Raw genomic sequence first — 22,322 nt, forward strand, 5'->3', positions numbered from 1 at the left:
TTTATCATGATTCAGAGATCAGGTGCTGATCAAACTTAATAGTCAGCCATTGTGTAGCAAAGCTTCCAACCCAGTGGTTGGTCATATAGCTGCCAGATTGAAAGGCCGCCAGCCCCGCAGTCCCCTGAGACTGGCTGGCTTCCCGCAATGTCTGCTTCAGAAAGTGGTTTTCAGGAAGCCGATGTGCCAACTGTTATCCCCACAATGGGATTAAAACCCTCGTCTTTAGGCGAAACTTTCAGGTTGTCATCTGAATTGTTCTTGATCTGAGATTGAATTCAAACTCTTTGTCTTCAATTGATCTTGAAATATGAAAGTGAGCGGAAGGACTTCAGTCCGTAGCTCACGGTTTGAAACCTACCGGCTTTCAGCCGGTAGTTACGCTATAGTAAAATTAATAGTCAACAATTTTGGCGAAGTCATGTCAAGTGTGTTAAGGCTCAGCGCAACCCACTGGTTTTGTGATTCTGATCGCAATTGTAGAGAGAGCAGACGAACATGTGACGACGTTCTGTACGAACATGCCAAACCGATTTGGCGGAATTTGAAATATTGCGTCGAACACATTTATGTCAGCACGCAAGAGCATGGCATTGGTGATCATGTTCCCGACTGGCTCATGAATCCTTCCACTACGACATCCTGTGAAAAAGTGGGTTGCGCTAAGATTTCACCCACCCTACTGTTTTACTTCGCATATCAATGTGGGTTCAGGCTTCGGTGGTCAGTTTGAAAACAGCAGCAAAACGATGTTTTACTGCCATTGCTTGAGAAGAGATGGTCTACTTATCGGCTAAAAACTCACGCTATCGTCTTATCCGAACAACCGGATATTTGATCCGCCCGTTCATGTCGTTGGTCAATTGCGTCATCGTATTATTCTTTGGCAGGCACAGCACTTAGGCGGATTTTCTCGAAGAATTATCGGAAATCATGAATAATATGTGAAGACTCAGGCTTCCTTGTGACTCAAACGTCGAATCCGGTTACAGTGTGGATGAAATATCCATCGCGATGCCTTTCCCGCAAAAATGCATATGACCAATTTGCTGGATACGAATCGAAAATTAGTTCGAATAGGCTTGGAGCCTCTCCTTTTACAGCGAACAAGAAACAGCTATGGCAAAATTCCTGCCTTTACAACGTCGGGCATTTACTCTTATCGAACTTCTCGTCGTGATTGCCATCATCGCTTTGCTGGTCGCGTTGCTGCTGCCTGCCGTGCAGCAAGCCCGGGAGTCTGCTCGCCGAACCCAATGCCGCAACAATCTCAGGCAGATTGGGTTGGCGCTTCACAATTATCAAGATGCTTTTAATGCGTTCCCGATTGGCTCCGCAGCAGCAGTGCCACCAGGGGGGGTGAACCCGTTTGGGTTTTCCTGGTGGGTAGGAATCCTTCCCAACTTGGATCTTTCTTCCGTTTACAGTCAACTCAATCATTCCTCGCCCTCACGAGGTTTCAATCATTCGAGCAATATTGCAACTCTGACGGCTATTGGGACGCCGCCCGTGATGAATTGTCCCTCAACTGTTATGCAGCAATCGAATGATCAATTCAAACGCGCCGGGTACATCGGGATCTCGGGGGCAACCAATTCCATGTTATATATTCAGCCTTCTCAGTCAAGTATCACAGGCGCCAATGGTAGCAACGCCAGTTACGGTAACACAACGGGGACACTATCTGCCGAAGGAATGTTAATTCCGAATAAATCAGTCCGTATAAGGGATGTTACCGACGGAACCTCTACAACCATCATGGTCGGAGAGGTAAGCGGAGGGCTTGTCACTTCAAATACTACTTACATATCTACCATCAAGGGGCACTCTTTATACAACCGGTTTATTTCCGGTAATCGCATCTATATTGGAAGTTCTGGCTGCCTCGGCTGGACGACGGGAAGCACTGGAGCGGGGTTACTCCCGGGGTCTCCACATCGCACAGCTAACATTATTACCATGCGATATCCCCCTAACACCGTCAATTATGACCAAGCGGGAATCAGTATCAACCTCGGAAGAAATAACCCACTTAACTCGGAACACACGGGGGGAGTGAACTGTCTGTTTGTGGATGGTCACGTTTCCTTTGTCAGTGACAATATCGACATTGATACACTTAAGCATGCCAGCTTCCGAGCGGATAGCCAAGTGGTCGGCGACTTTTAGCATCTATCTGGGGGTAGCGGTCTATGAGGTCATTTACTAAGCAAGCCACTGCATTAATTATGTTTGCGATTATAATTCAGGGGTATGGATGTGATAGTCCAGTGTCTCAGATCGGCGGGATTTCCGGCTCGATTCTCTCAGAAGGAAGGCCATTGCCAATAGGCACTATAGTTTCATTTTATCTCGTAAATCGTGACGAAAGTTTCGTCACCCAAGTTGATGACGTCGGGCGTTATCGTTACAAGCCTGCACCGAACGTGCCCGTTACTTTGGGGCAATACAAAGTTGTGGTGACTTTGCCTGAACCTGAAATGGTCACACTTGCGAACGGCGAGCAAATTCCAGATCCGAATTTTAATCAAGACTATTTTCGGATTGCCCAAAAATATCAATCGTTGGAGTCAACGCCGCTTGTAGTTGAGTGTGGTGAGAGGGAGGTGGTTTATGATATTGACCTTTCCGACGCTAAATAAAAATCAATTTTAGTTTAGCGAATCATTTTGATCTCATCTTCCATGTATATTTTGAAGCATCATGTCGACACAACGTGAGGTTTTAATTCTCGCTCCCTTCGCGTCACATACCGCTGCTTTGATGTTGCCGGATCGCGAACCTGATGTTCGCTTTGATTTAGCTGCGGGTATTCATCATGGCATTGTTTCAGTTCGCTCTGGCCGCCTACAACCTTTTGATTAGTGTTGTCTATTTTCAAGCACTCGGTCAAGTAGTGTTTATACTCGACTAACAACGTGAGTTGTTGTTTTAGAAGTTGGTTTAAAACTGCCAAAGAACGATGGTTCATACTCGCAACTTTAGACGAGGTAGGTTGCTATGTGTGACTAGCATGCCGTTGACTATATATCATGCTTCATATATCAGGCGCTTATCAAATTTAATGGTCAGCCATTTTGTAGCAAAGCTTCCAACCCAATGGCTGGTCATGTAGCTACCGGATTGAAAGACCGCCAGCCCCGCAGTCCCCTGAGACTGGCTAGCTTCCCGCAATGGCTGCTTCAGAAGGTGGTTTTCAGGAAGCCGATCTGCCATTTGTGAGAGCATCCAGGCTCTGCTGAATGCCAGACCATCCAGGTGTGCTCCCTTTCCGTCATCACGATCCCGCGAGGTCACCACAGGCCATTGTCGTAATTGCTCAGGCTCAGCATGCCACGCGGGAAAAGCTTCTCGAAGCCAATCTCCATAGGCGTCCGAAGTGGGCAGACAGCGGGCCATCAAGTCAGCCACTCCTAATGCGGGTGACAGAAAGTCATGAGCCGAAGGTTCCAGTACGAGGGGAAGTTGCTGATCAGTTTGATGCCAGGCCAATGCCTGCTCGAAAATCACATGGCCGAATTCCTGATCGCCAAGAGCCTGTGCATAGTCATAGGCAAATCCCATCGCGAACGCGGTCTGATTGTGCTCACCCGTCCGGATCGGGCGATTCATTCCCTTAAGCCACGATAAGAATCGCTCGCGCAGCAGATTCTCCAGCGGTTTTACCCACGCATAGCATGACCGCAATTCCGCATACGGATGATCCCGCAGTTCCCGACTTAAAGTCATATACCAGGCCCAACCATAAGGACGTTCAAACGTCTGATGCAGCGGCTGCTCGAAATAAGCATACTCACCTGCCAGACCCTCCTCAGTCAGACTTTTCACTAAACATTCGCCCCAGACTTTCACCTGAGGATGATGGGGGAAGGCGCGTGCCAGGCGGGCCAGTGTCCAGTGACTGTGAACAGCGGAATGCCAGTCAAAACACCCATAAAACACCGGCCACAATTCGCGCGGGCGCGTGACCTGAGAGGGAGCATGCAACACTTGAGGCATCACCGCCGGGAACTCGCGCGAGATCCCGGAAGTGGCCCATTCGCCAATTACTTCCAGAACGGTGGACAAATCTGCCGGCCAGTCGTGGCCATCGTTCACCACGGGTTCCGGAAACTCTGTCATCGCGGGTTCCTGCTTGGCCATCAAGAATAGCGGCACAAATTCAGTCAAGAAATCGTTCTCGTTCCCCAGGACGGGGAAGGCGGCAAGCGTCGGCTTTGCCAAACAGGCGATACCGATTACTGGCCACAATTCGGTAAGCCCAATCCCGCAAACGTCGTGGAACACCATATCCCAGCAGAGCCAGCAGTCGCCAGACTCCCCCCAATTGGCTGGCTACAACCAGCGCCGCTGTTGACTGGCGATAAAGCGTTCCCTGATGAGAAACGACCATCGAGCTGAGTTGCTCGCGGTCTGTCACAGGGAGCATCGCTTCAGCGGTCGAGCCTTGTAACGGAGCAAAATGAACCACACCCCGCGAATCACGGTTGAGAACGAATTGCACCGACCTCTGGCACAAGCCGCAGTTTCCGTCAAAGAAAAGAATCGTGGGATCGTTCTTCTCCAAAGTGGTTTCTTCCCGTGGAGAAGCGGCGGCGGGGTGTAATGTTGCGTTCACAGGTCAATCCTTTGTCATCCCGGGCCGCAGGACATCACCACAAAAAGAAATGGCCACCATCCCGAGGGCCTCTCTTCACTGAACCGCAAACGGGCAGGCACTGTAACCAGGATGTACCCATATCAAAGAAATGTGGGAAGATGACAAGGCAAACCCTGGTCAGATGTGCGGATCGGACGACACCTTCTTCCCCGACATGCCCGGTTTTAAGGAAATTCTTGAAACTTTTACAGGCAAAATCTGCCGAAAAACTCGGTAAAAAACAAGGGGAGTTAAAGAGTGGTTAGTCACAACTCATTACAGAAATGTGAGTTACGATTCATCTTGGCGCATTGAGGCAAAGTGGCGCATGATTCGCCTAGGAGAGATTTGGCACGCCAGCATGACGCGGGCTGCCTGATCCCTCTGTTTGATACTGTCCGGGTCTGTTTCACTGACCAGAAAGCCTGCGCATGGATGCCAGTTGGGCCAAAATCGTTCTCGCTACGATTGCTTTCTATTTCTCACCTGCACTGACGCTGGCCATTCAAGCCGCCGTCTACCGAACCCCCAATTTCATCGTGACGGCGCCCACGGACGAATTCGCCCGAATTGTGGGAGAAGCCGCCGAGGAATATCGCCGCGATCTCTCGATGACCTGGATCGGCCAGGTCATGCCCCGCTGGGGAAAACCTTGCCCGATCTCCTGCAAGGTGGGAAACTTCCCGGCTGGGGGAGCCACCACTTTCAACTTCGATCGCGGCGAAGTTTATGGCTGGAGCATGGAAGTTCAGGGAACTCCCGAGCGGATTCTGGATTCTGTTCTCCCGCATGAAGTCAATCATACGATCTTCGCCTGTCACTTCCGCCGACCGCTTCCCCGCTGGGCTGACGAAGGGGCGGCTTCGCTGATCGAACATGAAAGCGAACGGATGCGACTGGAAAAGCTGGCCATCGAAGCCACCGGAGGAAACCGCAAGATTCCGCTCCGCACGCTGCTTTCCATGAAGAACTATCCTCAGGATCAGCGGCAGGTGCTGACACTTTATGCCCAGGGATACCTGCTCGCCGACTATTTGATTGCGAAGTCGAGTAAAGCCGAATTTCTCCTGTTCCTGCAAACAGCCCACGAACGAGGTTGGGACACGGCTCTTACTCAGCATTATGCCTATCGCAGCGTCGAACAGATTGAACAGGAACATGATCGCTGGGTGGTGGCGGGATGTCCTCGCAACTACACACGTCCAGAAGAAATGTTAGCCGGGAATTCCCGAGCAAACCCACCAGCGACCAATCGGAATGTGGCCGCCGTTGTGGCCAGCAACGCTTCCTCTGAGCAACCCGGCGCTTCCCCGCGAGGTTTCTCATTAACCCGACCTTTTGAACGGCGATCAGCCTCACCGGCAACGTCTGCATCCTCTGCGGAAATGCAAGTGCGCGGACAATCACCAGAGATTTCTTCTCGAGACGCAGCACAGGGCAGTCAGTTACTCGCAGACTCCCGAACGAATTCTGCCATGACGCAGAACGAAGGGTATGCGCCGGCTGATGACGTGCCGCTGGCACAGCCAACCAGGCGAACGATGCCTGTTGAGCCACGATTGGCCGCAGCAAGAGCCGCTTTAGAGCAGGCTCAGGAGCAGCTTCTCAGAGGCGAACCCTCAAATAACGGACGGGCATCGCTTCCAGAAAAAGGAAACAGCCAACCAGCGGAGCAGGGCGAACTCACTCGTGATCGGTCACAACTGAGCCAACCGGTGCTTCGCCAACAGGAAATCGGCAGTTTCCAGCCGCGTGAATTCTCAGAGTCACGTAACAATTTCTAACGACCCCTTGTTGCTTGTGATTGATTCCACCGCGAATTCTTCTTGCGCCAGCGGTGAGCATCTTGCGATGGCTTCTGTGAAAGCCTTAGAATCCGGCTCACGGTGCGAAATGCCCGCACGACTTTCATCGAGAGAATTCTGACCCCATTTGAGGCAGGCTTTCTTTTGGTCAAAGCCGGGGCATCGTCGAGTCGTAACAGTTGATCACAGATTCGATTTGTGTCTTGCGATCAATCGCTTGAATTAAGAACGCCTGACACAACCGGTTGTGCCTGTCAGAAACGCCATGAATGGTTGGCAAAATCGGCAGGCACAGAGGTTGTGTTAGAATCTCCAGGAATATTGCGGCAACGACTGCCAGCAGAGGATCGGTGACATGCAAGAACTGATGACCGCATTGATCATCGTCGGGGTGATCTTCCTGGCGATTATTGGCATTGTGATTTTCATCACGCTGGCGGCCTACTTTAACCTGTGGCTGAGAGCATTCTTTACCCGTGTGAACATCAGCCCTTTTTCACTGGTGTTCATGTCCCTGCGCAAGATTAATCCCCACCATATTGTTGACGCGCTGATCATGTCGACCCAGGCAGGGATCGACGGGATTACCCGATCAAAGCTTGAAGCCCACATGCTGGCTGGCGGAAATATCAATACCGTCATCCGTGCCCTGATCGTGGCACATCGGGCCAATATCGATCTGGATTGGGACACCGCTTCTGCCATTGATCTGGCGGGGCGTAATGTGCTGGAAGCCGTTCGTACCAGCGTGGATCCCAAGGTGATTGATTGCCCTGACCCCGCTCACTTTGGCAGAACATCGCTGGATGGTGTGGCTCGTGACGGAATTCAGCTCAAGGCCAAAGCCCGCGTCACCGTCCGGACGAACATTTCGCAACTGGTCGGTGGAGCCACAGAAGACACTGTGATCGCCCGCGTGGGGGAAGGGATTGTCTCGGCAATCGGCTCCTGCCAGTCGCATCGCGACGTGCTCTCCAACCCGGCTCTGATTGCCAAAGCCGTGCTGGATAAAGGGCTGGATTCGCAGACAGCCTATGCGATTGTTTCCATCGATATCGCTGATATCGATGTGGGTGACAATATCGGAGCACGCTTGCAGGCAGATCAGGCAGAGGCCGATAAGCGAATTGCCCGGGCGAAAGCAGAAGAACGCCGGGCGCGAGCGGTGGCAGCTGAGCAGGAAATGCGTGCGCTGACCGTAGAAAACCAGGCCAAAGTGGTTCTGGCAGAAGCCCAGATCCCGATGGCAATGGCCGCCGCTTATCGCAATGGCTCACTGCGGGCAGCTAAGAAGTAACAGGAAAAACACCTGAATTGACCACAAGCCTGTGCTCTGTCGCTGGGTAGCCTCGTGCCAAGCTTGCGGCTTTGAGCAAGCATGCTCTTTGAATTGATGGAAGATCGGCGTCAAACGCACATCCGGCATGCTCACTCAGAGCCGCCGTGAGCATGGCACGAAACTCCTGTAATGCCGAGATGAGAGCTAACAATTCGTCTCTTGAGCCGTCTCCAATTTCGTGCTGCGGTTCAGGAGGTGAAAAGTTGTGTATCAAAGTCGAAACAGTAGGGTGTCATGAAGCGAAGCGAAATGCACCAATAGCTGCTCTCTATCCTCACACTTGGCCACCTCGCTAGAAATCAGAATTTCAACCGGGGCCACCCTGCGATATGGTAGCTATATGAGATAAGGAATCACCAGATAGGGATCAATCCAAGAGGTACTTCCCGCAAAGTGCTGAATTCACACACTCGGTTTTCTAGCTAATTGTGAAAACCAACTGAGCCAGTGCGTCTATGCTCTCTTCTGGTTCTGACGATGTATCCTGCTCCTGCTGGCTCAGCAGCCAGACCATAATGAGAGTTTCCAGGCGAGCTTGCAAGGACCGCAACTCAATGAGCACTGGGATCTGAGCGAAAGCTATAAGAAAAAATACCATACCAAAGGTGTTGTCTCTGGTGTCTGGTGTCCGCTGAATCATCAGTGCAAGCACTAAGATGATAGCTGGCATACCCACTGCCACTACCCCTATGATTGCCCATGTGGTTCGCTGTGTTACTTTTCGCCTACGCTGCAGAATCTGGGAGGCAGCTCCTGCAATCTGCCCAGATTTCAGGAGCTGCTTCTCACTATAGTTAGCATATTGCATTAAGGCTTTTTGTAGTAGTTGATTAATCTGAACCGCCATCGATCGATCTCCAGATGGAATAAAAATCGGCCTACAAAATACGAAGATGTCTGGTTTCCAGCACCGCTATCACGCAACGCACCAACCGTCCACTAACAGCCTTGATATGGCGACATTAATTCATATGGGTGGGAGAATCAATCACTCATTTGCCGCTGAGAATGCTGAGTGCGACGGGTGGCGTGACTGATCGCTTAGAAGTCGATAGAGATCGTGGTTGCCTCAAAGATAATGAGATAAGAGAAACGGTGGATCTGGTAGTAGCTTCGACTACGCTGTTCTCTGGCAAAACGAGCAGGGTCAATCAGAATGTTGGCAATACCCTGTCGAACCTCATCTAAAAATTCTGCAGCAGGCCTGTTCACTGCGAATCGTACCAGTCATAAGCGTGTTACAGATCAATGCGGTCAATGAGATTGAAATGGGCTAGCGAAAGGTTTTCAATGCCCTGGCCACAAGTCGAGCAAAGACACGAGGTTGAAGCAGTGACATGACTTGTTTTATCGGCAACCAGCCTCTTGTGCTTACCGCACACAGGTAGCCCGCAGACGGGCAACCTGTGCCACCCAGCGATCCTCACACTTGGCCACCTCGCTAGAAATCAGAATTTCAACCGGGGCCACCCTACGGAAACTGAGACAACAACTGAAATTGGGGGCGGCGGCGTACAATCTGTTACGCATGATGCGTCTGGTTCCGGCGAATTGAGGGGATGTTCCAACTGAAGGCCCCGATTTCTCATCGAAATTGGAACTTTCAGCCGGGCCCAATAAACCAGGGCCACTGTGATGACACAAAATCGCACCAGAAATATCCCTGCTCACAAGAGAGACACGACTTCTTCAGCAACCTGCCAATGCTTGAGTCAGTCGTCGAGCAAATCTTCCATGATGATGAACGACACAATACTTTCGGGCTTTTCGGGTAACAGCAGTGGAGCGATTTCTTCGTCAAATAGCTTATCGATGTCTTTGAGGTTTTTGTCAGTGTAAATCAATGCGTAGATTCCATGAGTCTTGAAGAATTTGCGATGTTTCTCCATCTCATTCTCGAAATTGTCCTGCGCCATTTTGTTCACATTTTTCTGCGTCAAACCTTTAATCTTGCTCAGATAGCCGTGAGTCGACCAAGGTGACAACTCGAATCCGATCTTGTCCATCGTATACGGATTGATGATTAGGAAATCGAGACGGTATTTGTGCTTTTTCTCCAGCCCTCGATAACGATACTCCGGGATCATCAAAGGAACCGCGAGCGGGTCAGGTTGATCTATCACGAACTTGGCATACTTCTCAGCGAGTGCGTACTCGTACTTTGAGCCGGAGTTACGGACGAGCGTCTCGGTGAAGAATAGAAGGTAATGATCAACGTTTTTGAATAGAAAAATCTTATTCTTTCCCGGCACGACGAGGCCAGTCTCCATTACGTGACCGATAGTCCAGTATACGTTTTTGAAAGCCCTGATCTCACTCTTATCGTTTTCCCATTCGCCGCTTTTGAATCGTGGTGTGACGGTAAGGCCATAGTTCGCGTTTTCCTGTCCGATCCATAATACTGCCTCGGACACGTGCGGGCGGTTTCTCGCCAACTCATCATAGTGGTTGAAGTAAGACCGCTTGATAAAGATTTGCAGGTATCTTCTGAAGGATGGGTATTCCTTCAGATACCTCATCATTTTTTGGCATCTTCCGGGCAAGGTTGCCGCGTCCTTCAGTCCCTGCATCCATTTCGTTGCAAATGCTGCGTGGTTCACGATGACATCGTGCTTGAGGTCAAAGAAGGCACCGTTCTTGCTCCCGATAGTTGCGTTTAGAGATGCCTCATTCCTGAAGCCGGTTTCCTTCAGGACGCTCTGCAAAAGCGTGCGCAACTCTTTTTTCAATCCAAGAATAATCCGATTTCTAGCCGACTTCTCCGGGTCGCGCTTCGCCATGTCCTGTTTCTCTTCGGATGAATGCCTTAGGTTGTTGCGTTTCAAGCTCGTTCTGTTGAGGTCGCCAATATCGACTGACAGGGTGTTCTATCCCGGATTATTCATACCGTCAGTAGAAAAAGAGCCGCCCGCGGGGTGGCACAGGTTGCCCGCTGCGGGCTACCTGTGTGCCGCAGGCAAAAAGATGTTACGGCACTGGACAGCGGCCATATCGTATCCCTGCCCATAAATAAGGCTGAATCAAAACCACCGTCGACTTGAGGAGAAACCTCTTATGGCTATGCCACACCGGCAGAAATCAGAATTTCAACCGGGGCCACCCTGCGGGTAGTTACTGCGTATGCCGTCTATGTCGCAGAATTGCATAAAATACAATTCCTGATATCCCAGCGACATTCAATGCTATGAACAGCCACATTGCAATAGAGAGTCGCTGCGCACCACTCAAGGGGTCTTTCGCGGCTTTTAGAGCGGCTCTTGATCCTTCAACGATTGCCGTTCCATTCCATATAATGGTTCCAGTCTTGCCAGGTGGTTCTTGAGTTGACGCCCAATTGACCGATACCCCAGGCTTTAATCCAGGGATAGCTGATAAGCTTAAATCATCACTAGAAAAGTCCGGCGAGACATTGACATTAGTAAAAAGAGCTGTCTCTGTTGCCATGACTTCACCATTTGAAGTACGAGTGTTTATAATTTTAGCAGGCACGCTAACTTTTGACTCTTCAATGCGGGTCCATTCAGTCTCAACTCGTTCTTCAAGGCCATTTAAGTCTTTGTAAATTAACAAAAGAACTTCATGGTAGGGGTCGTCCGTGATAAAGGCCTCACATTCACCGCCCATAGTAGGAGACCATTTTACGTTAATACAAGGCAGCCCGTGGAGTATACTTTCTTGAATAGCAATATCTTCAACAGGCGTATGCGACCAAACAGACTTAAAGTGCCAGTACATGGTCCCGGCAACACTGGACGGGAGAAGCCCAAGCCACCTGATATCGGGAACAAATAAAATAATCGGTTGGTCTTTGTTATTGCTATCATAAATGGAAAGTGCGGACTTTAAATTATGTTCTCCAGCAGGGGCTTCTCCACCGAATAAAGCAACCGATTTGTTGCCTGCACATCCAATGCAAATCGTTCTTGCTCTTTCGCCAGTCCCTGTGGTGGCAATAGTGCGAACGGCATCGTAGTCCGATTTAATCACCCATTCCGATGAATATTCTTTGTCGCCATATCTCCCGTTGACTACACAGTTGAAGCTGACTCTATTTATCTTTTGGCGAGTATTAACCGTCTCTGCCAGAATGTTAGTTTTATTTGCAAAGCAATATGTGGCGCACCAGCATACATGAAAAAGTAGGATTGCAGTATGCAAGAATGACCGAGGCATTGTGTTCATACGATTGCATCCTTGAACTGAAAATAGAAATCTAAGAGCTTGATTATTCTGAGCTGCAGTCGCCTATAATCTATGTCTCAGCAGTATCGTTCTGCACTGTGAAGGTTGCCCTGCAAGGGCCAGTCCTACCGCCATGTGTATAGTAACTTCCTTCCACGTGACATTGTGCAAAAGAACCGGGTCCGTAGCAACGCTTTTCTGGAGCATCCAGGTCGCATTGGAAATTTTTAGCAGAAAAGATTTGCCAACTCTGCGGGGTGGCACAGGTTGCCCGCTGCGGGCTACCTGTGTGCCGCAGGCAAAAAGAGGTGACGGCACTGAACAGCGGCCATATCGCATCCCTGCCCATAAATAAGGCTGAATCAAAACCACCGTCGACCTGATGAGAAACCTCTTGTGGCATGGCCACCCCGGTAGAAATCGGAATTTCAACCGGGGGCATCCTGCGGTTCAGTTTTTGTTGCTACCCTGCCAAGTACATGGAGCAACGCTGTCAGACACCCACGGCCGAGCTTAAAGAACTGAGCATCCACTGATCGACATCGCGCAGCATGCGGGTTGTCAACTTGCGAGTGGTGGGCTGGTAGTACCGCGAACGAACTTCTAACCCAAGGCCTTCCATCTGGCGATCCAGTTCGACCAGATCCATCAAATGTGACGGACTGCCCGTCAGTTGTGTTGCCACCAAAATCTGGCGGCCGCGTGCCAGTCGCGTCATTCCCTGAGGAAGCGACAACGATTTCAATCGTGGACTGAGCAGAGCCGCGCCGCGGTAGTTTGCCGGTTGCTCCAGCAGGATCTGCATGGCCAGATTGGCACCTGTGTCGTTACCGCCAATGAAGACACGGTCGGCATTGATGCGGTATCGAATGGAGAGACTCAGCAGCAAGGCGTCCACATACTTGGAAAGCGCCTCAGGGTTGGCGTTCCAGGTGAAGCCATGGCGCAAAGCAGTGTTGCCTCGCAGGGCAATGCCAATCATGTTCTGATCGCTGACCCGATGAATGGTCGAAATGCCATCCTGCTCGGATTGCCCGTCACCGTGCAGCCAGATCAAGACAGGATAGGCGTATCCCGGTTCATGCTTTTCGGGCAGCACGACTTCGGCTGTCCAAACAGGTGAACTGCTCGGGCCTTGGCCGCTTGATGAACCATTGGCAGGTTCCGCGGAGAGTGATGCCATGTCTGAGATCATCTCATCAGTCTCAGAGGATCCCTCATCCATTCCGGGAAAGAAGGGATAATGCTCTGGCTGATGGCGATCACCAGAAAAAAATTGATCATCTGACGAATGCGATTTCGAGTTGCCGTTCATTGCGAATTGCTTCCCTTCGTGCGACGGGGTGTCGCGACCGCAAAAAACCATTGCGGCGTGGAATGCGGGTGCGCGGCTCCGAAACCGCCATCTTGGCTGGTCACGAGGCTCTTCTTGATGTCATCCAGGGGGAAGTGGCGGCCGGGACATTCCGTGGCCTTCACTGCTCCATGGCCGATGATGTTGCCAGGTTCAATCTTGTACTCTCTAGCTAAATGACAAACGAGGCGTTTGGTAGCCGAGAGTTGGGTTTCCGTGGGTGGTTTTTTCGCAAAGTTTCCAATCAGCACGATGCCAATCCCGTAGTCGTTAAACTCTTTCAGACCGGCATGCGCTCCCTGAATCTGATCATGCCACCGAAACGTCGGGGCAATCTCCCCATCTGGCATCCCGGAACCGTTACCAACCACAAAGTGGTAACCAATTCCCAACCAGCGGCGGCCCGCTGCGTCTTTATTGGTTCGGTGTGCCTGATGAATGCTTTCAACGTCTCCTGAGTTCGTGGCCGAGTGATGAAGGACGAGGTATTTCCAGTTTCTGGTTGATGAGCGAGTTGACCACGAAGCCGGTATGGCAAACGGAGTCACATCACTTTCTTCTCCCACCGCACTGACGACACCAGACTCCTGACCACTCATGTGTCGTAAAGATGATTCTTCGGAAAGGCTTGTTTTCGCCGCGCGATACGGCTGTAAAGTCAATTCATTGCGTGAGTCTTCTGTGTGAGGTGCTGCATAGCTTTTAGGAAACTCCTCATCGCCCCCATCGTAAGTCTCAATGGGAATTTCAATCGGGGCCGGGAGAGAAGCTTTGGTCATCGTCACAACAGCAGGGGCGGCAAGATCGACACAGCCTGCCAAAGCCATTGTGCCCAGCCCGATCATGCCGGAGATCAATAGGCGGAAACCTCTCGGAAGTCGGCTGCCCTCCTGCACCAGGTGTCTCCTTACCTGTTTCCCCCAATCCTCCTGAAGGCCGGAATCCTGCCCGGCAAAGTGGGTCGGAGTGTAAAAATGACTCAAGATTGTGTCAACGCAAAGTATGAACCAGCCTGTGCTTGAGACGTCCATTCGCGGATACCAACAGATAATCTTGATGAAATGGGTCAAGTTTGACGCGGCGTACACGCGCAATAAATTCTTTGCAGATTATGCAGAATACCCGTTCGTCTTGTTGTGCGTGTTTTTGTCGCTTTTGGAGTCCCTTTCCAAATTGGACTCAATTTCTCCGGTCGGGCGTGTTGCGCAGATCAGCGGGGTCGGGGCGAGAAACGGGGATCGCTCTGATCTCCCGCTTTTCGGAGGTAGGGCATGTTGCCAGGATTCAACATGCGAGGAGAAACGCACCGGGAAATTCACACTGGGAGAAACTCAACCCTCTTTAAGCCCACTTTTTAAGAGAAGCCAGCGAAAGTGTGATCCCATCACGAACATGCCCATGTGCTGCGTGGTTGCAGACAGCGTCGGCAAAGCTTAAGCGGCCGAGGAAGACCGCATTTGCGGTGACGGTGCCGAGAGAACCACTTCAGAAAGCATCGTTTCAAAGTGACTGACGACAGCCTGGTCGTACAGTGCGGGAGCCACCTGGCGAGCGCGATTATGCTTCGCCTGCGGGATGACCAGCAGTTTGGCCAGTGGCGAACGGATACGCTGCACCAATTGCTGTCCAATGTCGGCGGGGACATAATTGTCACGTTGACCGGCAATGAGCAGTGTCGGACAGTGTCGGAGCCTCGTGAGCCAGGGTTCAATGACCACATAGGAGCACTGGCGCCGCCGGGCACTGATCCACCGGACAATCATTCCTGTTGATCGCAGATGCCAATCCGGGATGAAGGATTCGGCCCAGGACGGAAGGTAAATGGAAGCCCACCGCGACACGAAGTGGAACGTCAGCGTTGAGATCGAATAAGCTCCATCGCAGCAGACAGCGAGGATATGGGGATACTTGGCAGCCACATACAGCGCTGCGGTCGATCCGCGACTGATCCCCATCACGCCCAGCGGCAGATGGCTCAGATCAGGCCGGGATTCAATGTATTCCAAAGCCGAAATCGCATCTTCGATTTCATAACGGGTCATCCAGTGATTTGGCTCGTAACCGGGCAAGCCATCGCTTTCCCCCTGATTACGAAAGTCAAATGAGACCACGATGAAACCAGCCCGGATCAGACTTTCGCAGTACATGGGGGCCAGCCATTGCGAGCCATCCAATTCCGGGAAGAACAGCACCACTCCACGCGCTGTGCCTGCTGGTCGATGCAGTGAACCTCTGAGCGTCAGGTGATCCGTCGTCGGAAACTCAAACGTCTCGGCTCCCGATACAGGGGTCGAGCGGGCAACATTGAACGGCGGCTTCGTATCGAACATTGACAGAACGATACGGACGTAGTTCACACGGACAGCGACATCCACTGCCAGCAGACTGAGCAGAACGATAATGCCAATCGTCAAAACCATCTGCTGCTCAGACTTCATGGGCACTGGAAAAGTGAAACGGCGGCTGCAACCACCCGAGTCCGCACGACAGAAAAAGCCGCGCAACTCGCACTTCAGATACAGCCGTCATCGGCGGAACCGGGGGAAATCCCCTATCCTCGTGCAGACAACAAGAAGCCTTCCCCCAATCACCCTAAACCCCCGGGTGAAGAGAGCATCAATCGGCAGCCACATCTTGATTTTCACTGGTCAGCCCGAAATCAGGCTAAAGCCGGTAACACCTTCTGAAATTCAAGGGCTATCCAACACGGCGGAAACCACACTGATTGCATTGAGCTTTCGTTCAGTCAACAGCGGCAGCCCCCACAGTCTGCAAAGACTTTCCGTGGCTCCAATCGTGAAAAAACGGCGAACTGATTCCATAAAATTGACTTTCAGTCACTCTGGTTTCATAATCACGTGGACAGATCAACGAAATTGACTATTTGCAAAACAAGGGGTGCAGCATGGCTGAAGGTCTACAACTGGTCATTTTCGACTGGGCCGGCACAACAATCGATTTTGGTTCGATGGCTCCCGTGAGGGCGTTCATTGAGTTGTTTCGGCAAGAAAACGTGGCCGTCAGTTCTGCCGAAGCCAGAGCGCCCATGGGCATGCACAAGAAAGATCACATCCGCGAGATGTTGAAGCTTCCGGAAGTGGGTGCCAGGTGGCAGCAGACCAAGGGAACCGCCTGGACAGAAGCCGATGTCGAGCGGCTGTACCATGCTGTGGCTCCTTTGCAGCTGGAAACGATCCGGCAATCAGCAGAACTGGTGCCCGGTCTTCTCCCTGTGATTGATGAACTCCGAACTGCTGGTCTCAAAATCGGCGGCACCACAGGTTACTTTGAAGCAGCCGCCCAGTTGGTGCTGGCACAGGCTAAAGAACAGGGATTTGTGCCCGACTGCTCAGTCCATGGGGATGAAGTCCCTCAAGGCCGGCCTGCTCCGTGGATGGTGTATCGGGTCATGCAGCAATTGGGAGTATTCCCCGCAGCCAGTGTGCTGAAGGTCGGGGATACGATTCTTGATATTGAAGAGGGACTGAACGCCGGCGTCTGGAGCGTGGGAGTCTGTGATTCCAGCAGTGAAACGGGCTATACGCTGCCTGAGTGGCAAGCGCTCTCCCCGGAAGCACAGTCCGTGGCGATGGCAAAGACCAAAGAGCGTTTGCTCAACGCGGGGGCACATGCCGTCATTGACTCGTTGTCCACACTTCCCGCGCTGGTAGAGGCCATTAATCTCCGACTGTCTCAAGGGGAACGCCCGTAATTTCCTTTGGAATCTCTTAACAATCGATTTGAATCAACAAATCAGGAGACCAACAATTCTTGTAGCGGGATGCGAGGCGACCGCGATACTATTGACACTGAATCTCAGTATCAATAGTATCGCGGCAGAACAAACAGCCGATCCTGATCGAACTCAAGGCATTGTTGATGGATAATTCTCAAGCCTCATCCCTGCCCATCAGCAGCGAAACCACGACGGAAGCTGCTGCTCTCCAGGCGCCCAGCAGTGTGCAGACTGAAGTGCGTCCTGTGGCTTCGCCCCTCGCCGGCCAACTGATCGATTCTCAATCGCTCATGCAAGGTCGCAAAGAAATTCTCATTGACCATCAGGGCGAAGTGTATCGTCTGCGTGTAACACGCAATGGCAAGCTGATCCTTCATAAGTAAGCAGCACTTTTCTCCCCATTGCCCGACTCATCCAGAAGGATGAGACCGTCAAATGGCTATCTGCAATCGAAAGAATTCTCGAGGAACTCGTCAATCCTCTGGAGAACGGGATTAACCACTTCTCCGACACCAGCTAGAATTCCCTAACTGAGGAATCTCCCGTGTTTGCGTTAATGCCGGGAAGGCTCCCTCTCCTTGCGGGAGAGGGTTTGGGGTGAGGGGCCGATGAACCAGCCGTGTTTCCAAAGCCAATACCAATCCCCTTATCCGGCCTGCAGCCACCTTCTCCCTCAGGGAGAAGGACTTTTAGAGATCCCTCAACCGAAGAAGGATTTTAGCGCTTTCGGATAGACTCTTACTTCGACCAGCCAGATTGATTCATAGCGACTTCCTGACTTGCTGCCATCGGGCTTCCCAGCATGGGGTCGGTAGGATGGAACCCTCATGTCCAATGGATTGACTTCCTCCGCTTCAGCCCCTCTGGGGATAATCACTTTGGGAGACGACCTCAAGGCGGCGCTACTGTCATATCTGGGTGGACCTTATCAGCCGGCAATCAGCGTGACAGTGACAGCTCTTGTCCCTCACTCCGGTTCGCCAACAGTTTTGCCTGCCTCTGGGACACACCAGGTCTCTCTGACGGCAAGAACGCTCGCAGTTCAACCTTATGGCTGCGCGATTGATGAATTGGAGCTTCAGGCTCCTCATCTGGCCAATGCCTCGATGGATCTCCTGAAAAAGTGGGCCAACGGCCTATGTCAGAAGGTGAATTATCTGCTGGAAAGCCTTGGTCCGCTCGAATTCGACGTCGATGGTCAGGAAGTGTTGATTCGCTCCATGCCTCCCAGCACGCTTCCTTCATCGAAACGCTACTATGAAATTCGGCTGAGCACCTTGGGATCAGGGACATTTCTCCTGGGACGCTACGAAGCCGTTCTCGGACAGCCGCGAAGCCGCCAACCGCTGGAATTAGGGATGGAGCAGATCGTGAGACTGGGGAATGATCTCCTGGCGACTCTTCCCCAGACTCCTTAATGCCATGCCACGGCTCATCAGCATGCTGGCGGAGTAAGAACCCATTCTCTTCAGGGCAAACGACGTTCATCCGACGCCACTTTCGCCTGAACTCGGTCTGATGTGTGAAAAATCAGCGAAGACAGTTCAATCAGAGAACGCCTGCTAACTGGATTGGCAGGGTGATTTTGTTGAAATGGTCTGCGACCAGGTTTTTCATCACTGAATTGACTGCTGAGGTGTTGCGTGCGCGGACTGCTACTGAGGATGCTGAGCTTCGTGGGAGTGTTGACCATGATTCATAGCGGGTGGGACTCTCGGATGAGTGAAGCTGCTGATCAGCCAAGCCCTCTGTCCGTCGATATTGTCGCTCATCGGGGTGCCTCGCATGATGCCCCGGAAAATACCCTTCCCGCGATTGAACTGGGATGGGCACAAGGTGCGGACGCCGTCGAAATTGATGTCTATCTCAGTGCCGATAACGAGATCGTCCTCCTGCATGACAAAACGACCAAACGGACAACCGGCGTCGATAAAGCTGTCAGGCAGCAGACATGGGCTGAACTGTCCACTCAGGATGCCGGTGTCTGGAAAGCCCCCCGGTTTGCAGGGACAAAGCTGCCACGTCTGGCCGAAGCACTGGCCACCATTCCTCAAGGCAAGCGGATGCTGGTTGAAGTGAAATGTGGCCCGGAGATCGTCCCTTATCTTAAAGAAGAATTTGCCCGCTCCAAAGTCCCTGCGGACTCCATCGTTGTCATCTGTTTTCAGGAAGATGTCTGCGCGGCGGTGCGCCAGGCGATCCCTCAATACAAAGTTTATTACCTGGCCAGTATCAAGAAGGATCAAAAGGCCAACAGTTGGAAGCCATCGGCTGAAACCATTATTGAAACGGCCAGGCAATTGGGTGTGCACGGCGTGGATGTTTCAGCCTGCGACGCGGTAGATGCCCCTTTCGTCAAGAAAGTTCATGCCGCCGGTCTCGAAATGCATGTCTGGACGGTGGATCAGCCTGAGATGGCCAAAGCGATGCAACGGGCAGGCGTAGATAGCATTACAACCAACCGCCCTGCATTGATCAGGCAGACCCTGGAATCGCAACGCAGGGATTGAAAGCCGGCCATCTCAAGTAAGGCATTGATCGAGCGGAGGACATCCCTCTTCGTGCCACTTGCAGGAGAGACCCAAAGCCTGTCTGGCCTCTGAGATCGCCTGTTTCGGTGAGCCAGACCATCAGTTAGCATGACATCATCTATAGAGTAATGCATTGTCAAAGTATAAAATTCGGGTCTCTTCTGTTGTTAACCCGGATTTCTCACAGCGCAGCATAAACGAGACGCCTGGATTTGCGTAAAGTGTTGTTACCACACAACTCACCACGCCAGCACAAGGACGTCTCGTCATGACAGAGTGTAACACGCAGCAGCTGCTCTTTCAGCACCACGATCGCCGGGAAGTGGTCGCTGATTTTGACGGCGGGAAGATCACTTCCGATGCCGGGGGGCTCTTACTCCGCGAAGTCGAAGAGCGGTTCGGCATCGTCCGCCAGTTGGCCGGGTGTTTCACCGATCATCGCGATGAAGAACTCATTGAATTCACCGTGGAAGAACTCCTGCTCCAGCGGGTGATGGGGCTGGCTTTGGGGTATGAAGACCTCAACGATCACGAACAACTTCGCCATGATCCTCTCCTGGCGCTGCTCTGTGGACGAAAGGATATCACTGGCCACAATCGCCTCCATCCACAAGATCACGGCAAGCCGCTGGCGGGCAAGAGCACGCTCAACCGGCTGGAACTCACACCGCCCGGAGCCAGTGCGAAAAGTCGCTACAAGAAGATTGTCGCCAGCATCGACCAGTTGCAGGAAACGCTGGTCGATATCTTCATTCGGATGAAGGCCAAACTGTGCGTACCGCCAGAACTGATTCTCGACTTCGACGCCACAGACAACCCCATTCACGGCGATCAGCTTGGCAAGTTCTTTCACGGGTACTACCAGAATTATTGCTACCTGCCGCTGTACTGTTTTTGTGATGGCTGGCCGCTCCTGGCCTTACTCAAACCCTCGAATATCGACGCCTGTGCGGGCACCGTGGAGGTCTTGGCGAAGATCGTTCCCAAGCTGCGTGCTGCCTGGCCTCAGGTGCGGATCATTGTGCGTGGCGACAGCGGCTTCTGTCGCGAAGCGATCCTGCACTGGTGTGAACAAAACCGCGTGGATTATGTCTTCGGCCTGGCCAAGAACAAGAGATTGCTGAACATCATCGGGAAAGAATTGCACGAGGCGCAAGCTCTGTTCGAGCAGACTCAGGCCTCTTCCCGGGTGTTCAAAGACTTTGAGTATCGCACCCGGAAAAGCTGGTCGCAGGCCCGCCGGGTGGTGGGCAAGGCTGAGCACTTATCGAAAGGGAGCAACCCCCGGTTCGTGGTGACGAGTCTGCCGGAAAGACGCATGGCTGCCCGGCCGCTATACGAGGATCTGTATTGTGCTCGCGGCGAGATGGAGAACCGGATTAAAGAACAGCAGTTGTTCCTGTTCGCCGACCGCACGAGTACCCACGCCATGCGCAGTAATCAGTTGCGGGTGCTGTTCTCGACCATGGCGTATGTGCTGCATAAAGCGCTCAAGGAGTTCGGCCTGAAAGGCACGTCGCTGGCGACAGCTCAGGTCAACACGATTCGGGCCAGGCTGCTCAAGATCGGTGGACGAATCAGTGTGAGTGTGCGACGGGTGGTGCTGTCGTTGTCGCAGGCGTATCCGTATCAGGCGCTGTTCCGAGAGATCCTTGGCAACCTCCGGCGTCAGGAACGGACACCTCTGCGAGTGTAACCAGCCTATGGCTTAGAAATCAGGAGTTTGCCAAGGCCTCTTCGGTCGAAGACCTGTTTCGACAGCGAAGAGCGGGGAGAAGTTCTGCGCTGAGCAGAGTAAAAAACCATGAACCCGCCGGAAATCCGTTGCAATTCCGCTCCGCGATCACGAAATCCCCAACGATCGGCCCCCACCAGCCCTCCAACCGATTACCAACCAGCAAAAAAACACCACCCCCACGCCCTGGTGAGATATCCGGGTTAAGTCCGACAGCGGAGGACGTTGCGGCGACATCAACCCTAAGACAAAGCCGTGACACGGCAGAAGTCTGTGATGACATGCTGATGGCTCGCTCGAGACAATGATGGATGACCTGACGCGACTGCTGCACGCCATTGATGACGGCGAAGCCCATGCGGCTGACGACCTCTTGCCGCTGGTCTATACGGAGTTACGCAAACTGGCTGCAGCGCGGTTGGCTCATGAACCGGCCGGGCAGACACTCCAGCCAACAGCACTGGTGCATGAAGCCTATTTGCGACTCCTGGGAAATTCCCCCGCAGTCGGGTCTTCGTCCACTGGTCTCCCGAAAGGTTCACTTTCCATCGATGAAGGTCTGGCCATCAATCCCGCCGAGAAGCTGGCGATGGGACTTGATCAACTTCCTGGTCAGCGGTTGCATTGGAAAAGCCGTGCCCAGTTCTTTGCAGCGGCTGCGATCACGATCCGGCGCATACTGATCGATAATGCTCGCAAGAAGAAGAGTCTCAAGCATGGCGGCGATCTTGCCCGGCACAGCCTCGATGACTTCCCCCCCTGCCTGGCAGAGCCGCATGAAGATGTGCTGGCCCTCGATGAAGCATTAAAAAAACTGGCGGGGATTAAACCTGATGGAGCCGAACTGGTGCAGTTGCTTTACTTTGGTGGATTGACGCTGGAGGAAGCCGCCGAGAGCCTGCAGATTTCCGTCCGCAGTGCCAGTCGGCTCTGGGCCTACTCGCGTGCCTGGCTCCGTCGGGAACTCAATTGAACGGGAGGGGGACATCATGGATCGCAGC

20 protein-coding genes are annotated in these 22,322 nt (G+C 52.4%); 11 read left to right on the forward strand and 9 right to left on the reverse strand.

What is annotated here, in order from left to right; genetic code table 11:
• Nucleotides 1-4 precede the first annotated feature (4 nt).
• A complete protein-coding gene (locus SH287x_RS18295; RefSeq protein WP_479515826.1) occupies nt 5-190 on the reverse strand; it encodes a DUF2891 family protein in 186 nt (61 codons plus the stop codon).
• 929 nt (nt 191-1,119) lie between these two features.
• Between SH287x_RS18295 and SH287x_RS18300 the strand changes: the two genes are divergently transcribed.
• From SH287x_RS18300 to SH287x_RS18310, 3 genes are all read left to right on the forward strand, one after another.
• Nucleotides 1,120-2,169, forward strand: a complete 1,050-nt coding sequence (locus SH287x_RS18300) for a DUF1559 domain-containing protein (protein ID WP_479515827.1) — start codon at nt 1,120-1,122, stop codon at nt 2,167-2,169.
• Between the two features lie 101 nt (nt 2,170-2,270).
• Entirely contained in the window at nt 2,271-2,642 is a 372-nt protein-coding gene (locus tag SH287x_RS18305) for a hypothetical protein (RefSeq protein WP_479515828.1), read from the forward strand.
• Nucleotides 2,643-2,703: 61 nt separating this feature from the next.
• Nucleotides 2,704-2,865, forward strand: coding sequence for a hypothetical protein (locus SH287x_RS18310; protein ID WP_479515829.1), 162 nt, complete (start codon nt 2,704-2,706; stop codon nt 2,863-2,865).
• Nucleotides 2,866-3,030: 165 nt separating this feature from the next.
• Here SH287x_RS18310 and SH287x_RS18315 read toward each other — a convergent pair whose 3' ends face one another.
• Together SH287x_RS18315 and SH287x_RS18320 are read right to left on the reverse strand one after the other, a co-directional pair.
• Complete coding sequence (locus SH287x_RS18315; RefSeq protein WP_479515830.1) at nt 3,031-4,122, reverse strand: DUF2891 domain-containing protein; 1,092 nt, start codon at nt 4,120-4,122, stop codon at nt 3,031-3,033.
• 40 nt (nt 4,123-4,162) lie between these two features.
• Nucleotides 4,163-4,618, reverse strand: a complete 456-nt coding sequence (locus tag SH287x_RS18320; protein WP_479515831.1) for a thiol-disulfide oxidoreductase DCC family protein — start codon at nt 4,616-4,618, stop codon at nt 4,163-4,165.
• A gap of 452 nt (nt 4,619-5,070) precedes the next feature.
• On the opposite strand from SH287x_RS18320, the gene SH287x_RS18325 reads away from it, so the two are divergent.
• The gene (locus SH287x_RS18325; RefSeq protein WP_479515832.1) at nt 5,071-6,423 is read left to right on the forward strand and encodes a hypothetical protein; all 1,353 of its coding nucleotides are present in this window, start codon (nt 5,071-5,073) and stop codon (nt 6,421-6,423) included.
• Between the two features lie 376 nt (nt 6,424-6,799).
• Nucleotides 6,800-7,741: a flotillin-like protein FloA gene (gene floA, locus SH287x_RS18330; RefSeq protein WP_479515833.1), complete on the forward strand. Its 942-nt coding sequence runs from the start codon at nt 6,800-6,802 to the stop codon at nt 7,739-7,741.
• Between the two features lie 460 nt (nt 7,742-8,201).
• Here the strand turns inward: floA and SH287x_RS18335 are convergent, their stop codons facing one another.
• From SH287x_RS18335 to SH287x_RS18360, 6 genes are all read right to left on the reverse strand, one after another.
• Nucleotides 8,202-8,630 (reverse strand): hypothetical protein, encoded by a 429-nt coding sequence (locus SH287x_RS18335; RefSeq protein WP_479515834.1) that lies wholly within the window; start codon nt 8,628-8,630, stop codon nt 8,202-8,204.
• Between the two features lie 865 nt (nt 8,631-9,495).
• The gene (locus tag SH287x_RS18340) at nt 9,496-10,563 is read right to left on the reverse strand and encodes a topoisomerase (RefSeq protein WP_479515835.1); all 1,068 of its coding nucleotides are present in this window, start codon (nt 10,561-10,563) and stop codon (nt 9,496-9,498) included.
• Between the two features lie 331 nt (nt 10,564-10,894).
• A complete protein-coding gene (locus tag SH287x_RS18345; protein WP_479515836.1) occupies nt 10,895-11,965 on the reverse strand; it encodes a hypothetical protein in 1,071 nt (356 codons plus the stop codon).
• 493 nt (nt 11,966-12,458) lie between these two features.
• Nucleotides 12,459-13,148, reverse strand: a complete 690-nt coding sequence (locus tag SH287x_RS18350; RefSeq protein WP_479515837.1) for an alpha/beta hydrolase — start codon at nt 13,146-13,148, stop codon at nt 12,459-12,461.
• Nucleotides 13,149-13,276: 128 nt separating this feature from the next.
• Nucleotides 13,277-14,215, reverse strand: a complete 939-nt coding sequence (locus tag SH287x_RS18355) for a peptidoglycan recognition protein family protein (RefSeq protein WP_479515838.1) — start codon at nt 14,213-14,215, stop codon at nt 13,277-13,279.
• A 537-nt stretch (nt 14,216-14,752) separates the two neighbouring features.
• Nucleotides 14,753-15,739 (reverse strand): alpha/beta hydrolase, encoded by a 987-nt coding sequence (locus SH287x_RS18360; RefSeq protein ID WP_479515839.1) that lies wholly within the window; start codon nt 15,737-15,739, stop codon nt 14,753-14,755.
• A gap of 485 nt (nt 15,740-16,224) precedes the next feature.
• On the opposite strand from SH287x_RS18360, the gene phnX reads away from it, so the two are divergent.
• From phnX to SH287x_RS18390, 6 genes are all read left to right on the forward strand, one after another.
• Nucleotides 16,225-17,031: a phosphonoacetaldehyde hydrolase gene (phnX, locus tag SH287x_RS18365; RefSeq protein WP_479515840.1), complete on the forward strand. Its 807-nt coding sequence runs from the start codon at nt 16,225-16,227 to the stop codon at nt 17,029-17,031.
• A 167-nt stretch (nt 17,032-17,198) separates the two neighbouring features.
• Complete coding sequence (locus SH287x_RS18370; RefSeq protein WP_479515841.1) at nt 17,199-17,438, forward strand: hemin uptake protein HemP; 240 nt, start codon at nt 17,199-17,201, stop codon at nt 17,436-17,438.
• A 444-nt stretch (nt 17,439-17,882) separates the two neighbouring features.
• A complete protein-coding gene (locus tag SH287x_RS18375; protein WP_479515842.1) occupies nt 17,883-18,473 on the forward strand; it encodes a hypothetical protein in 591 nt (196 codons plus the stop codon).
• A 258-nt stretch (nt 18,474-18,731) separates the two neighbouring features.
• Nucleotides 18,732-19,565, forward strand: coding sequence for a glycerophosphodiester phosphodiesterase (locus SH287x_RS18380; protein WP_479515843.1), 834 nt, complete (start codon nt 18,732-18,734; stop codon nt 19,563-19,565).
• A gap of 289 nt (nt 19,566-19,854) precedes the next feature.
• A complete protein-coding gene (locus tag SH287x_RS18385) occupies nt 19,855-21,282 on the forward strand; it encodes an IS1380 family transposase (RefSeq protein WP_479514981.1) in 1,428 nt (475 codons plus the stop codon).
• 346 nt (nt 21,283-21,628) lie between these two features.
• Nucleotides 21,629-22,294 carry an ECF-type sigma factor gene (locus tag SH287x_RS18390; protein WP_479518729.1) on the forward strand — a complete coding sequence of 222 codons (666 nt, stop codon included), beginning with the start codon at nt 21,629-21,631 and terminating at the stop codon, nt 22,292-22,294.
• Nucleotides 22,295-22,322 lie beyond the last annotated feature (28 nt).

The organism is Planctopirus sp. SH287 (assembly GCF_056500625.1).